We start from the raw sequence: 15339 nt of genomic DNA, 5'->3' as shown, positions 1-15339 counted from the left end.
ATTCTAATTTGCTAAATACCTGATGCAAAGGACTTAAACGCGATGCCCGAAAAAGATGACTTTTGTCAGTTGCTTTCATTTTTTTTGAAAGTTTTTGATTTCAGCCTCCCAAAACCTTTTTTTTGGCTGTGCTCTTCGCTAATTTTGAACTATGAACCCACACGAAGAGTCCCGCTGCGAGAACTGTATCATCAGAGAACTGAATGCGCTCAGATCCCTCAAAAAAGAGGAGTTGAAAGCCATTTCAGATGCTAAGGTGACCCGTACGGTTAAAAAGGGGGAATCTATTTTTAAGGAGGGCGAAAAGCTAAACGGTGTTTTTTGCGTGCGCGACGGGGTATCCAAGCTGTCTAAGCTTAGCGAAAACGGGAAAGATCAGATTGTAAAGATCGCTTTTAAAGGAGAGGTGATGGGGCAGCGATCGCTTATTGCCGAGGAAGCCGCAAACCTCAGTGCAATTGCGTTAAACGATATGCAGCTGTGTTTTATTCCGAAAGAAAACTTCACCGAAAGCATTTCGAAGAATCCGGAGTTTATTCAGGCGCTGCTGAAGAATATGGCGCACGAACTCAAACTGGCCGATGATGTCATCGTCAATATGGCGCAGAAAACCGTAAACCAGCGCGTCGCCGGAATTTTACTGTACCTCGACAGACATTTTGGTTCCGATGCAGACGGCTATCTAAGCCTGGTGCTGTCGCGAAATGATATCGCAGACGTGGTGGGCACAGCCACCGAATTGTGCATACGTACACTCACCAAATTTAAAAAGGAAGGCCTTATCGAAACCGAAGGCAAGCGTATCAAAATACGTGATCGCAAGGGCTTAGACCAATTGTGGGATGGGGTTTAAGAGATTCCCTGACTTTTCTGATAATTCTTGATTCTTTTTAGACTTATTCCGTTGAATATATAGTTCTGTTTTCAAGTCAATCAGTCTTGTATAATCTAAATACCAAATCTGGTATAATCTTATTTGTTTATAGGGTCCTTATATGAAAACTATCCAATTCAGTAACCTCATTTTTCAACTCATTAACGAAAAAATAAGCGTATAAAAAACAGTTAAGTGATGGCTTGTTGAGCTTTGACTTACAGATGTATACGCAAATTAATAGAGCTTCGTCGTAGCTGCGAGACCAGAAGTAGCGAGGGATATCACGGACTTACTTATTCTATTTTTATTTGGATTTAATCTAAATAAACATAAATTTGTCCACTCATAACCTAACGATGAAGCAACAACTAACCTGTTTTTTTCTACTTTTTTGCTTTGCGGCAAGTGCGCAATTTAACCTTAGCGGTGTGGTAAAAGATGCCAACGGCTATCTGGTGCCTCAGGCGCAGATTAAGCTCAGCGGTTCGGGGATTTCAAAGGAAACCCAAACCAATGGTGCAGCTGTTTACAGCTTCCGGGATTTACCATCGGGCACCTACAATCTTGAGATTCTAAGCGGGGATTTTATAGGTTTTGATCAGGTTGTTATTAAAAATGCTAACCTGCGCCACGATATTCAGCTTGATAATGCTGGAGATTATGAGCTTGATGCGGTTGCTATTCGCGCGGAATCGATAAAGACCAAAATGGAAAAGCAGGGCTTTGCGGTAAACGTGGTAAGTACCGAAGAAGCCGCCAAGCGCAACATTCAGACAAACGAACTTTTAAATACCACGGTTGGTGTAAAAATCAGGCAGAATGGCGGCCTGGGCTCTAACGTAGAATACAGCCTTAACGGATTATCGGGTAGTGCGGTGCGCATTTTTATAGATGGGATTCCCATTTCCACTTTTGGTTCTGCATTCAATCTCAACAGCATTCCGCCTTCTATGATTCAGCAAATTGAGGTGTATAAAGGGGTAGTGCCGGGGTATTTATCAGACGATGCGTTGGGTGGTGCCATCAACATTGTTTTAGATAAATCTGCCGCGACAAACCTGAATGCTTCGGTGTCTTATGGTTCGTTCAACACGTTTCAGGCCAGTGTAAACGGACTCTACCGTTTCGATAAATCGGGTTTTACCGTCAAGGCTTCGGGCTTTCATAATTACTCAGATAACGATTATGAAGTAAGCGGCAGAAGTATAGTGGTTACCGGGTTGGGAGGTGTACAAACCCCCATTACCGCGAGACGTTTTAATGATGCCTACCGTTCTACGGGCGGGATTGTACAAATAGGCTATACCGATGTGAGCTGGGCAGACCAGTTTTATGTAGGCTTTACCGGGTCTGATGACTACAAGGAAGTACAACACGGAGCCTTTATGACCATTATGCCTTATAAAGGAAGGTTTTATGAGTCTGATGTCGCGCTTGCAAACCTGAGCTACCAAAAAAGCGATTTGTTTGCTGAAGGTCTTGACGTCACTGTTAACGGATATTACGGAAGCCGAAACCGTCAACTCAATGATACCGTGGCCGCGGCCTACAGCTGGAACGGTGAACGCGCCATTGATTTTAGAGGTGATGAATACGAATATACCTGGGGTTCGCAGCAGGAAGGTGGTCCCACGCTTTTAAAGATAAGCCGTAACGTAGCATCGGTGCGGTCAGGGATTTCGTATGCCTTTAATGATGCTCATAAAGTTCTGTTTAATCACGTGTACAGCAGTATCGACCGGGAAGATAGCGATGCCTTGCGACCCCTTCTAGAAAATACCTTTGTGGGCACACGGGATTTGCACAAGAACATCCTGTCTTTAACCTATGAAGTAAATGCCTTTAATGACCGGCTTAAAGCCAGCTTGTTTGGAAAATACTATCAGCAAAAAACGATAAGCAAAGATCCTGAGCTTGTCACCAATGATGCCGGAAACCGCATTATCGTTGATGAGGTGGTAAGCAGCAATAAAAAATTTGAAGGCTATGGTTTTGCCGCATCTTATGGGATTAACCCTAAGGTCTTTTTGCTGGCTTCGGCCGAAAAAGCCATTCGCCTTCCTAATGAGACTGAAATTTTTGGTAATGACGGCGATAATGTAGTGGCTAATTCCGGCATTAATCCCGAGCAGAGCAACAACTACAATCTGGGTTTCCGTCTGGGGGCATTCGATTTTAACCGGCATCAACTCACGTTGTCTGCCAATTTTTTCACCCGAAACATCAAAGATCGCATAGGATTGCCAATCGAGACCTCACTCAATGTAAACGATGAGTTGATCGTATATGTCAATCAGGGCAGCGGGACTTCAAAAGGCTTTGATGCGCAGTTGAATTACAACTTCAACGACAAGCTCTCGGCCAACTTTAATATTTCAAAATTCGATTTAAAGATTGAAAACCGGGGTACCGAAGTAGCCGTGCCGAACACCCCCTTCTTAACGATGAATGGCAATCTGCGCTACTCCCTTAAAAACCTGCTTCAAAAGCAATCGCGGCTTGACTTATTCTATACTCTCTATTACACCGATGAATTCTCTTACCTGGTTCCGCAGGGATCTAACACCGTGGGAGACGAATTTTTTAAAGTTCCTGAACAATTGGCGCAGGACCTGGGGCTGAGCTATTTCTTTCCCGATAAATGCTTTGTACTCAGTTTTGATGTCAAAAACATTTTTGACAGGCCGGTTTACGATAACCTGTCTGTGCAAAAACCGGGAAGAGCCTTTTACTTAAAACTCAACTATTCAATCAATTCTTTTTAAACTTTAAATACCAAACAAATCATGAAACGAACATTTTTAAACATTAAAACCCTTGCTTTTGCCGCAATAGGTTCCCTATTTATGGCATCCTGCAATACCGATGACGACAATGGGTCAACTGTAATCACAGACCCTGAAGATACCAGCCGCTGGATTACTGTCGCTGCTGCCCGAATGGGCGATAATCCCGGGGATGGTAACGGAGGAACGTTGATCTATGCGTTAAGTAGTGAGGATGCTAAAGATCCTACCGTATCTATAGAGCCTTTTGACAACGGCTTTATTGTGCCTTCAAACCGTACTGCACGATTGCAGGCTTCTGAAGATGGGTCTACCATTTTCAACATCAGCTATGCCGGTGATACGGGAGGAAATTATACCAAATATGAGGTTCTGGGCGGTCAGGATTTTGAGCAAACAGGTTCGGCAATCAGTATAGCGCCCTATGTAGGTTCTGCTCCACGCTGGATTAAGCTATTTGATGGCGATAAAACCGGAGCTGCGGTTTATGTTTCTACCGAAAATCAATTCAATGATAACAACACGCCTGAAGATGAAACCGATGATTTTTACGAGCGTACCGAAGCCACAATGGGAATCGTGACTCTGGATCTGGTAAATTCTCAAATCGTCAATTTTGAAGAGCACAGTGTGCCGCTCAGTGCCGAAGAGGAAGCTAAAGGCTATTACATCTCACGTATTGATATGCCCACGCTAAATGCGGCCGGCGATAAATTATACATCGGTGCCCGTTTAAGCAAAGTAAACCCTGAAACGGGAGAAACAGACCGGGACGGAGAAATTCTGGCTTCAAAATCAATAGTTTTGGATTATCCATCCTTAACCAATCCTAAAGTGATTACTTCCGGAGTAGGAATTGGGAATACAAACGGCTACCGAAGCATTAATGCATTTGAATATAATGGGGCTGTTTATCAGGCCAATCAGGGAGATCCTCAGGGTTCGCATATCCTGAAAATTGGGGCAAATAATGAGTACGATGACTCGTATGTATTCAGTCTCGATGCGGCTCTGGGTGTTGAAGATGCCTACATTTTGGCCTGGAGACCGGCAGCAAATGGTAAAGCGGTTCTGGCTTACCGTCATGCAGGCTCAGCAGAAGGCGTAGCGGGAGCCCAGGGCTTTTTCGCTTTGGTTGACCTCAATGCCAAAACAGCTCAGAAAATTACCGGTATCCCTTACGATCCTGATTTTTATCTATTCCAGTATCAGGGATTTGCCGTAGATGGAACTGACATCTATGTAACTCAGGCACCCGTTGGTAAAAATGGAAACATCTACGTGATTGATACCGAAACCGGCGAAGTCACTAAAGGAGCAGAATTAGTCAATACAACAGGAAGCCATTTTATTGGTGCTTTCTAAGGCTTCAGATGGTTTTATTAAGCGAGAAAGCTCCCGGTTTGACGGGAGCTTTTTTTAGTTATAGATATGCTTAGGCAGAAGTATCAATCGGGAATGGAAACCCCTTCGGTAGTCATGTGTACCCGCTTGATTGTTCCGTCTTCATTATATTCCAGTTTATCGATGCAAACCGATCTGCTGTAGCTTCCGCCATCGGGCTGAATGCTGCCGTTGTGATAGATAAAATACCAGTTGTCTTTGTACGAAACAACGCCCTGATGATTGGTATTGCTGTTTCCGGCTACTTCGTTTAAAATGCCTTTATATTCATAAGGTCCGTCAACCCGGTCTGCCATGGCATAGGCGATTTTCTCGGGGAAACCGGTGGCGTAGGTCAAATAATACTTGCCGTTACGCTCGTGTACCCAGGGCGCTTCGGTAAATTCAAATCCTTCAAAATCTATTTTTTTGATTTCGCCATCGATCTCGATCATGTTGTCTTTCAGCTTTGCGTAATAGCAAACCCCATTACCCCAAAAAATCCAGGGCTGATCGTCTTGGTCTATTAAAATCGCAGGATCGATGCAGGTCCAGACGTGGGTTGAGGCGAAACAATCTTCATTGGTAAGAAGCGGTTTGCCCAGCGCATCTGTATAAGGCCCCTGTGGTTTATCGGCCACGGCGACACCGATTCCATTCCAGTTGGTGCTGATGTACCAGTAGTATTTTCCGTTTCGTTTAGCCACGTGACCGGCATAGGCATCGCCGCTGGTCGCCCACGGGAAATCGGTGATCTGCATAGGAACGGGATGCTCAGTCCAGTTTTGCATATCGGTGGTTGAAAACACCAGCCAGTCTTTCATTTTATAGCCTTTTTGACCGCCCTCGTAATCGTGACCTGTAAACAGCCACAAGGTGTCATTCTCCACCAGCGCCGCCGGATCTGCCGTAAACTTATGCGTGATGATGGGATTGCCGTTGGATGTGAATTTATAGGTGCCGTCGGCTTCGGTTAACAGGGAAGTGGGTACGCCAACCCACTTCTGCTCCAGACGTTTGGCTTCGGCTTTGGTGATGCTGATAACGCTTCCATGACGCGGAAAAAAATCTTTGGTAAAGGATTCGGTTTCCTTAGTGAATTGAAACAAATCGGTACTGCGTTGAAACTCATACCTGCCGTTTGAATACAGGTCGTACATCAGGATGTAGTCGTCTGTATCATTCAGCTTAAAGACCGAACTACCCTCAACCACTGTGGGATCGTCTGCATAGGCATCCAGGTATTCAAAAGATTCGGTATACGGGCCCAATAGCTTTTTGCTGGTAGCCTGTTTGATTCCGTTTTGGATTTCCTTTCCGTTTTCGTCTTTGGTATTTCCTTTATAAAACAAGTGATACAGACCGTCTTTATAAATGATATCGCCGTCAATCGCACCGTCTTTGGCACTGTAGAGCAGCTTTGGCGTCGATTCAAAACCGGTAAAATCTTTATTGGCATAAGCGGCATAAAAATCGAGCTTCAGGTTGTCGTAAGAGCTTACGGTAAAATACACGAGGTATTTGCGCTTTTTAGTGTCGTAAAAGGTTTGCGGTGCCCAGACCCATTTGGTGTTTTTAAAGGGTTTGGGATAGCTTTTTTCCAGATTGATGATCGAAGAGTCCCAGTTGATCAAATCGTCTGAATGCAGCAGTACAATACCCGGATTGGTCTCCCAGCCGTTTTTCTTTGTAAACATATCGGTCGCGACCATATAAAAACCGTCGTTTTTGCCCCCGCGTAAAATATGCGGATCGCGCACCCCGCCGGTAGCCGAGATTTCAGCAGAAGACAGGACGGGCTTGTTGTTGTTCAGCGCTTTCCAGTTTACCGCGTCGTCGCTTACGGCAAAACGTATTTGCTCCTGTTTATCGCCGGGTCCCTTGCCTTCAAAGTAGGCAAAAAGATAGCCTTCCCTGGTTTCCTGAGCGCTCAGGATAGCGGTTTGGGCGAAAAGCAGAGCGGTAAGAATGTATTTTAAAGACTTCATCGTAAATAGAACTTAATGGTGTGCCCGGATCAAATCAACTTTTAAAACGGCTAATCCGGGCAAAAGCCTGGAAATAAGTCTCCCGGCTTTCCGTTTTACAGGTTGAAGTTTTAAATATAGTGGTAATTGTGTAAACAACACTTATTTTAAACCGGATGCGTAGTGCATCGCTTTTGGTTTTTATGTGCTAAGGTTTATCGAGTATAAACTTTTGACTAAAGCCGAAAGGATCAAAATCCCAAAGCAGCGGTAAAGCAAAATAAACCATTGCAGTAAGCAAAACGATTGAGATCAGATTCATCCACAATCCCGATTTTACCATGTCGGGGATGCGTAAGTATCCCGAGCCGAAAACCACCGCATTGGGCGGCGTTGCTACCGGAAGCATAAACGCACAGGAAGCCGCAACCGTGGTTGCAACCAGCAGCATATAGGGGTTTAAATCGAGTTTCAGGGCTATGGGGGCTAAAATAGGCAACAACATCGCCGTGGTCGCGAGATTTGAGGTGAGTTCGGTAATAAAGTTTACGCAGAAGATCACGATAAAAACCAGCAGTAAAAGCGGCAGGGTATCGAGCAGGGTGATTTTAACGCCAAACCATTCGGCGAGTCCGGTGACTTCAAATCCCGATGCAAGTGCCATCCCTCCGCCAAAAAGCAGAATGATACCCCAGGGCAATTTTACGGCCTCCTTCCAGTTAAGGATGCGTTTTCCCGGTTCGCCTGCACTTAGCGTAAACAGGGTAATCCCGGCAATCATTGCGATGATGGTGTCGTCAATTCCGGGCAGAAATTCTTCGAGTATAAACGAGCGGGAAACCCAGCAGAATGCGGTGATGATAAAAACCGAAAGCACCATTTTTTCCTCGCGTTTCATAGGGCCCAGTTCTGTGAGCAGGTTTTGAATTTCGGCCTTACCTCCCGGAAACTCCTTTTGCTCAAACCGGAACGCTATGTTTACCAGATAATACCAGGACACCAGAAGTAACATGATAGAAATAGGCAGACCGAAGCTAAGCCACTTTAAAAACGAGATTTCAATACCGTAAACCTCCTGAATATAGCCGGCAAAAACCAGATTGGGAGGCGTGCCAATCAGGGTTGCGATACCGCCTATGGAAGCGCTGTAAGCAATACTCAGCATCAGGGCTTTCCCAAAGATCTTATGCTCGTTTGCTATCGTAGCGGGGTTGTCTTTTAATTGCGAAACGATAGACATGCCTATGGGCAGCATCATCACCGAAGTGGCAGTGTTGGATATCCACATCGATAAAAAGGCTGTCGCAACCATAAAACCCAGAATGATTTTTTTAACGTTGGTCCCAATTAGCCTGATGATGTGCAGGGCGATGCGTTTGTGCAGGTTCCATTTTTCAATGGCGATGGCGAGCATAAACCCACCCATATACAGAAAGATGTATTTGTGACCGTAAGACGCGGTGGTGGTAGAGAGATCGAGAGCTCCCGTAAGCGGAAAGAGAACGATGGGCAGCAATGCGGTAACAGCAATAGGCACAGCCTCGGTCACCCACCATAAGGCGATCCAGATGGTGGCACACAAGACATCATAGGCAGCCTGCGGCATACCTTCGGGTGCTCCCAAAAGCTGAAGGATTACAAAAAGCAGCGGACCTGCGATTAAAAAAATACGCGTATCGAGTTTCACGAAATTCAGATTTTAGATGCTTGGGTTTTTGACAACTTCAGCATTTTTCAGATTTGAAAAATACTCATAATTATTAGGTTATGAACGTAGTAGCTTCAGTCCTGTGAAGTTGATTATTTTTTACGAAATCGATTTATTACGGGTTGAAATTCAGTTTTTTGCGAATTATTTAAACGTAAAACATACCTGTATCTGACTTCGCTTTTTTAAGAAATTGTTACCAAAATCCTTTCGCCCATTTAAAATAGGTTTAGTTAACATCAGATTTAAAATGCGCCAACAGACTTTCGGGTCTTTCTTCAGGGCTTTTAAACACTTGAATTTAAATCGTATGTATGTCCTACATAAAACACTTAAATCCTGTCATTCCACCTTCGTAAAAGGTTTTAGCAGCCTTATAAGTTTAACGCAGCGGTAACCTTCCCGTAAATTTCTTCTGTAAAGATTGTGATTATTTAGCGGTCAGAATCGTGGTCCTGTAAAATAATATGTCAAACAAATCCACAAAAAAAGCGCAGCTGCTACCAACAACTGCGCACTCAATTATTAAGCATTGTCCAATCAATAACTTAAACATGAATTTTAAAATTAAGACTATTCGGTCTAAAAGTATGGGTGTTTTCGCTTCACTTATACTTTTGTCCCCTACACTTGAAGCGAAATCCACTTTTGGAGCTTCGTTACCGGCAACACCTGCCTTCACTGCGACCGCACAACAGTCAATTTCCGGTACGGTGACAGACAATAACGGAGTACTGCTGCCCGGTGCTACCGTAAAAGTACAGGGCACGACGCGTGGCGTCACCACAGATTTTGACGGAAATTTTACGATTGACGCCCAGGAAGGCGAGGTTTTGGAAATTTCCTATGTAGGTTTTCAAACCCGAACGGTGACGGTGGGTGCGCAAACCCAATACAGCATTCAGCTAGAAGCAGACACCTCAGAGCTTGATGAGGTGGTGATCATTGGTTACGGGACTCAAAAACGATCTGACCTTACCGGCGCGGTGAGTTCGGTGACTTCTGAAGAGTTTAACCAGGGTGTGGTTTCTAACCCCGGTAACCTGTTACAGGGTAAAGTGGCCGGTCTTAATGTGACCAATGCCAGTGGTGAGCCCGGTGCCGGTCAGGATATCGTAATCAGAGGGGTGGGAACCCTGCGTTCCGGTACTTCCCCGCTTTATGTGATAGACGGTTTTGTACTGGATAACTCTTCAAACGGAGTGCCTACAAACCCGCTTAACTTCATCAACTCTCAGGATATCGAATCGATAAATGTGCTTAAGGACGCTTCGGCTTCTGCGATTTACGGTTCGCGTGCTGCAAACGGGGTGGTAGTCATCACGACCAAAAAAGGTAAGGAAGGCCGTACCCAGATGAATTTTTCGGCCAGTACGGCAATCGCTACTTTGGCCAATAAAATCAATGTGTTTTCGGCAGACGAGTTTAGACGCGTGGTACAGGAAATCGACGGCAGTCTTAACGATAACGGGGCAGATACCGACTGGCAGGATGAGCTTACCCGCACTGCGATAAGTAACGACATCAACTTCTCGATGAGCGGCGGTACTGCCAAAACTTCGTATTTCACCTCTTTAGGTGTTAACGATCAGGAAGGTATTTTAAACAACAGCGGCTTAAAGCGTTATTCGGCACGGGCCAATGTTTCTCAAAACGGACTTAACGACCGTCTTAAGGTAGACATCAATCTAAGCGCCACCCGTACCGAGTATAACCGCCCCAATATTAACAACGCGGTAAGCAATATGCTCAGCCTGAATCCAACTACACCGGCCTATACAGACGGGGAGCCTACGGTTTTTGGGACGGGTCTGAATCCGCTTACTTTTGAGCGCATCTACGGAGATTATGCTACCAATAACCGGATGATCGCAAACATTTCACCTTCGCTTGAGATCCTTGAAGGGCTTACCTACAAACTCAATCTGGGGGTTGATTACTCCAAGACCGATCGCGATGTACAGTACATTCCGTACGCCGAAGATCCTGATTTCCGTTTGGGTTCTGTCAATTCGACCTTTACCGTAAACGAAAACCAACTCGTTGAAAACACCTTAAATTACACTAAGGAGTTTGGAGATCACGGTTTGAGCCTTCTTGCCGGTCATTCCTATCAAAAATTCTTTATCCACGCCAAGGGGTATTATATTGAAGATTTCCCGGATAACGGCATCGAGCCCCGCTATCAGTTGGGCGAGGGTAAAGGCGAGCAAAGCCAGTATTCTAACGCGACCAAAAACGAACTGCAATCCTTCTTCGGAAGAATCAACTACGATTTTGCAGACAAGTATTTGGTTACTGCCACCCTGCGTTCAGACGGTTCTACCAAGTTTGGAGACAACAACAGGTATGCGATCTTTCCTTCGGTTGCTTTGGGATGGAATATCTTCAAAGAAGAGTTTATGGCAGACAGCGGCATCAACAATCTGAAGCTGCGTGCCAGCTGGGGTAAATCGGGGAATCAGGAAATCCCATCGAAACAAACGCGTTTGAGTTATGGCGAAAGCTTTGCAGATGATGATATCTACCCGCTTAACGATGGCGTGGTCAACCGCGACGACTACAACTACGGTCTTGTTTTTGCCCGTACCGCAAACCCCGATCTGCGCTGGGAAGAAACCGCACAGACGAATATCGGTTTAGACTTCGGCTTTCTAGACTATGCCCTTTCGGGATCGGTAGATTATTTCGCTAAAGAAACCACCGATGTATTGCTGTATTTCTCTACTCAGGATCCTATTGATGAAGTAGGCTTCAAGTGGCAAAACATCCCCGGAATGAAAATCAAAAACAGCGGTATCGAAGTAGCTTTAGACTACCAAAGTGACCGCAGCCGGGACTTTTCGTTCAATATTGGCGGAAACTTCTCGTATATCAAAAACAAGATCGAAGATTCGCCTTTTACCATCGTGACTACCGGTACTGCCAGCGGTTCGGGGCAAACGGGGGCTACCATTAACGGGTACATCAACGGTGAGCCTATAGGGAATTTCTATATGCGCGAGTTTTTGGGTATTGACGAAGACGGCTTTAATATTTTTAGAGATGTTAACGGTGACGGCCAGATTGATGACAGCGACCGCGTTTCTGCCGGAAGCTCTATACCAGACCTGATTTATGCGTTTTACTTCAAATTCAACTACAAGAATTTTGATTTGGCACTCAACTTCAACGGGGTGAGCGGGAATGAAGTGTATAACCATACCCGTATGAATCTGTTCAATAAAACCCAAATTTCAAATTCGCTGAACACGACAGATCAGGCTATAGAATTCCCTAACGAAGACCCGAATAATTCAAACACCGTGTCTACCCGTTATCTGGAAGATGGTAGTTTCTTAAGACTGAACAACGCCACCCTGGCTTACAATCTGCAACCGGAGGTTTTAGGTCTTGAAAACTGGTTTCAAAACCTGCGTCTTTCGGTGACCGGGCAAAACCTGTTTGTACTTACAGACTACACCGGCTTTGACCCCGAGATCAACACCGGTTCGTCTTCTGATGCCAAGTCTTTTGGTATTGATTACTTCACCTATCCCAGAGCACGCACGGTTGTGTTTGGGCTAAATGTTTCCTTCTAATTTTAAAACTGAATAGTTATGAATTTCCATATAAGAACCCTTTTTGTTGGTCTTAGCGCGCTACTGTTGTGGAATTGCACCGACCTTGAAGAAGAAATCATTGACGAATCCCTTACCGGAACAGACGGTCTTACCGAGCCCATCACCGGTTCGCTGTCTGCCGCTTACGGAATATTACCCAGCACCTTTAGACACACGCGGTATTTTGGGCTGCAGGAAATCGCTTCAGACGAGGCTATATTACCACCGCGTACCGGTTTGGGCGGTACCCAATGGGCAGATAACGATACCTATACCACCACACACCGCCACCTCATTTCGGCAGGAAATGATCTGGTAAGCAGCTCGTGGAGTTATCTTACCACGGCTTTGTTCAGAACCGTTGCAGCTATAGACGTGTTGAAGCCATTGGCTGAAGCCGGTGATGCCGAGGCTGTTCAGGCGCTGGCAGAAATGCGTGCGCTGCGTGCGTATGAGAATATGCTGTTTTTAGACAGCTGGGGGCTTGCCTTCCAAAAAGAAGCGACTTCAGAAACTTCTGTGGTCCTGCGCGGTGCAGATGCGGTTGACTATATAGAAGCCGAATTTTTAGCGTCTTTAGAACACATCAATACCGATAAAGCTCCGGGCCGAATGTCTCAGGCTGCGGTACACGGTTTTCTGGCAAAATTATACCTGAACGCTGCGGTTTACCGCGATCCCTACGGCACACCCAATTTTACCGATGCCGATATGAACAATGTGATTACCTATACCGATAAGGTGATCAACTCGGGCAGCTTTGCCTTATCTCCGGAATATTTTGACCTGTTTAATGATGAAAACCACGATAATGCCGAACTTATTTTTGCATTAGACCTTCGTGGTGTCCTGAGCAGTGATCACAACCGCTGGGCATACTGGTCTATGTCGGGTTCCTTATTCCCAAGACCGGGCGATAAATATCTGAGTATGGACGGTACCGACGGTCCTGCTGCCACGCCCGATTTCTACCAGACCTGGGTAGATGCTTACGGTTCGGTTGACCCTGCAGATGCTGATGCCCGTTTTTATCAAAAGAACGCGCAGGTACCGGCAGCGCTTGAAGATATTTCGGGTCTTACCCCGTATTTCAGAGATACCCTGGGCCTAAAAACCGATAAGGATCATTATTTCCTGGCAGGTTCCGATTTTGAAATCGACCGTGGAATCATTCGCGGTACGATGTGGGCGCCTCGTAAAGAGAAGTTCAGATCGGGCGATTTTATGACCGGTTCAGACGGTTCGGGAGAGACCAAATACCGTATTTATCCCCTGGCTGAAGCGCGTGAGAACGGTTCAGATCTTGAGGATATCGTGTATTATGTTGACCATACACTCGACATCAGCATTCAGAATACCAACAGCTACGCCGGTGGTTACCGCTTCGCGAAATGGCAGTTTTCAAAGACTTCTCCTGACGGAAACAACTACAGTGATGTAGATCTTGTGTTACTGCGTCTGGCAGATGTATATCTGATGCGTGCCGAAGCCAAATTGCGCAAGGGCGACAACGGCGGTGCGCTGGCCGATGTAAATTTTGTACGAGCTTCCCGTACGGCAAGACCTGATCAGACACCGAAACCCTGGACGTCGATCACGCTTGAAACGCTTTTTAGAGAACGCGGTTTTGAGTTTTACTGGGAAATGTCGAGACGTACAGACCAGATTCGTTTTGGTAAATACGAGGACACCTGGACCTCAAAAACCGATGCCGATGTAAAACACCGTCTGTTCCCAATTCCACAGACTGCGATTGACGGAGCTTCAAACACCCCCGGCTATCTGGAACAGAATGAAGGCTATTAACTAAATAATATGTAGTACATTTAGTTTTGAAGACGGCAGGGAGTGATCCTTGCCGTTTCAAATTTTAAAAAATACCGAATGATGAATTGTATTAAAAAAAGTATGGCTGTGCTGAGCGCAGTTTTGGTAAATGCCTGTGCAGTAACGGTTAGTGCCCAGGAAAAACAAACCGAAGAACCCCTGAGTGTGATTTTAATGATTGGCGACGGGATGGGAATTCCACAGGTGTCGAGCGCCTTTTATTTTGGTGAGGAGACTCCCAATTTTGAGCGTTTTGAAGAAATAGGCCTGCACAAATCCTATTCTACCAGTCATTTAATTACCGACTCGGCAGCCGGTGCAACGGCCTTTTCCACAGGGCAAAAAACTTACAAACGCGCGATTGGGGTTTCAAAAGACACGATTCCGCAGGAAACTATTTTAGAAAAACTGAAAAACGAAGGCTATCAAACCGGACTCATCTCCCTGACTTCGATTACGCACGCGACCCCGGCGTCTTTTTACGCACACGTAAAAGACCGGGATTTACACGAGGAAATCGCTGAGCAGCTCGCAACAGCAGATGTAGATTTTTTAGCGGGTGGAGGCCGCAAATTCTTCAGTCAGCGCGCCGATGGTAAAAACCTGTTCAATACGATATTGGAGCGTAATTACAATCTGGATACCCTTAAACTGGGCAATTCAAAAGCCGGAATGCGCAACGCCTTTATTATTGAAGATGAAGGGCTTCCATCTAAATTAGAGGGGCGTGGTGATTTCTTGAAAGAGGCCAGTCTTGAGGCACTGGAGTATTTTGGCAAAGCCGAAAAACCTTTTTTCCTCATGATTGAAGGTTCGTACATCGACTGGGGCGGTCACGATAGGAACCCCGAAATGATGATCAGCGAGGTGGCCGATTTTGATAAGACTCTGGGTGCGGTGCTCGATTATGTGGAAAGCCATCCCAATACCCTGCTTGTAGTCACTGCCGATCACGAGACCGGCGGAGCCAGCATTGGCAAGTACTATGAGCTGGATGCGGAAACCGGAAAGAAAACCGAAATCCCCGAAAAAGTAGCTGTGTATTTTATCACCGATCAGCACAGTGGCGAACTCATCCCTGTTTTTGCGAAAGGAAGGGGAGCCGAAAACTTTAAAGGGATCTATCAAAACTCCGCGATTTACCACAAAATTTTAAAAGCTATAAACGCTCGTTAAACCCATTGTCAGT

8 protein-coding genes are annotated in these 15339 nt (G+C 45.6%); 6 read left to right on the top strand and 2 right to left on the bottom strand.

The window, feature by feature from the left end; all coding sequences use genetic code 11:
• Nucleotides 1-151: 151 nt before the first annotated feature.
• From ACSSS3_RS05755 to ACSSS3_RS05745, 3 genes are all read left to right on the top strand, one after another.
• Entirely contained in the window at nucleotides 152-853 is a 702-nt protein-coding gene (locus ACSSS3_RS05755) for a Crp/Fnr family transcriptional regulator (protein ID WP_442846782.1), read from the top strand.
• 380 nt (nucleotides 854-1233) lie between these two features.
• Nucleotides 1234-3642 (top strand): TonB-dependent receptor, encoded by a 2409-nt coding sequence (locus ACSSS3_RS05750; RefSeq protein WP_442846781.1) that lies wholly within the window; start codon nucleotides 1234-1236, stop codon nucleotides 3640-3642.
• A gap of 21 nt (nucleotides 3643-3663) precedes the next feature.
• The gene (locus ACSSS3_RS05745) at nucleotides 3664-5028 is read left to right on the top strand and encodes a hypothetical protein (protein WP_442846780.1); all 1365 of its coding nucleotides are present in this window, start codon (nucleotides 3664-3666) and stop codon (nucleotides 5026-5028) included.
• Between the two features lie 83 nt (nucleotides 5029-5111).
• Here ACSSS3_RS05745 and ACSSS3_RS05740 read toward each other — a convergent pair whose 3' ends face one another.
• The gene (locus tag ACSSS3_RS05740; RefSeq protein WP_442846779.1) at nucleotides 5112-7034 is read right to left on the bottom strand and encodes a family 43 glycosylhydrolase; all 1923 of its coding nucleotides are present in this window, start codon (nucleotides 7032-7034) and stop codon (nucleotides 5112-5114) included.
• A 187-nt stretch (nucleotides 7035-7221) separates the two neighbouring features.
• The gene (locus tag ACSSS3_RS05735) at nucleotides 7222-8700 is read right to left on the bottom strand and encodes an SLC13 family permease (protein WP_442846778.1); all 1479 of its coding nucleotides are present in this window, start codon (nucleotides 8698-8700) and stop codon (nucleotides 7222-7224) included.
• A gap of 575 nt (nucleotides 8701-9275) precedes the next feature.
• On the opposite strand from ACSSS3_RS05735, the gene ACSSS3_RS05730 reads away from it, so the two are divergent.
• The 3 genes from ACSSS3_RS05730 (at nucleotide 9276) to ACSSS3_RS05720 (ending at nucleotide 15326) form a co-directional block, all read left to right on the top strand.
• Complete coding sequence (locus ACSSS3_RS05730) at nucleotides 9276-12302, top strand: SusC/RagA family TonB-linked outer membrane protein (RefSeq protein WP_442846777.1); 3027 nt, start codon at nucleotides 9276-9278, stop codon at nucleotides 12300-12302.
• Nucleotides 12303-12320: 18 nt separating this feature from the next.
• Entirely contained in the window at nucleotides 12321-14129 is a 1809-nt protein-coding gene (locus ACSSS3_RS05725; protein ID WP_442846776.1) for a RagB/SusD family nutrient uptake outer membrane protein, read from the top strand.
• A gap of 78 nt (nucleotides 14130-14207) precedes the next feature.
• Complete coding sequence (locus ACSSS3_RS05720) at nucleotides 14208-15326, top strand: alkaline phosphatase (RefSeq protein ID WP_442846775.1); 1119 nt, start codon at nucleotides 14208-14210, stop codon at nucleotides 15324-15326.
• Nucleotides 15327-15339: the final 13 nt, after the last annotated feature.

This window comes from Leeuwenhoekiella sp. H156 (genome assembly GCF_052218455.1).
Classification (GTDB): domain Bacteria; phylum Bacteroidota; class Bacteroidia; order Flavobacteriales; family Flavobacteriaceae; genus Leeuwenhoekiella; species Leeuwenhoekiella parthenopeia.
This window is presented reverse-complemented; position numbering and strand designations above follow the sequence as displayed.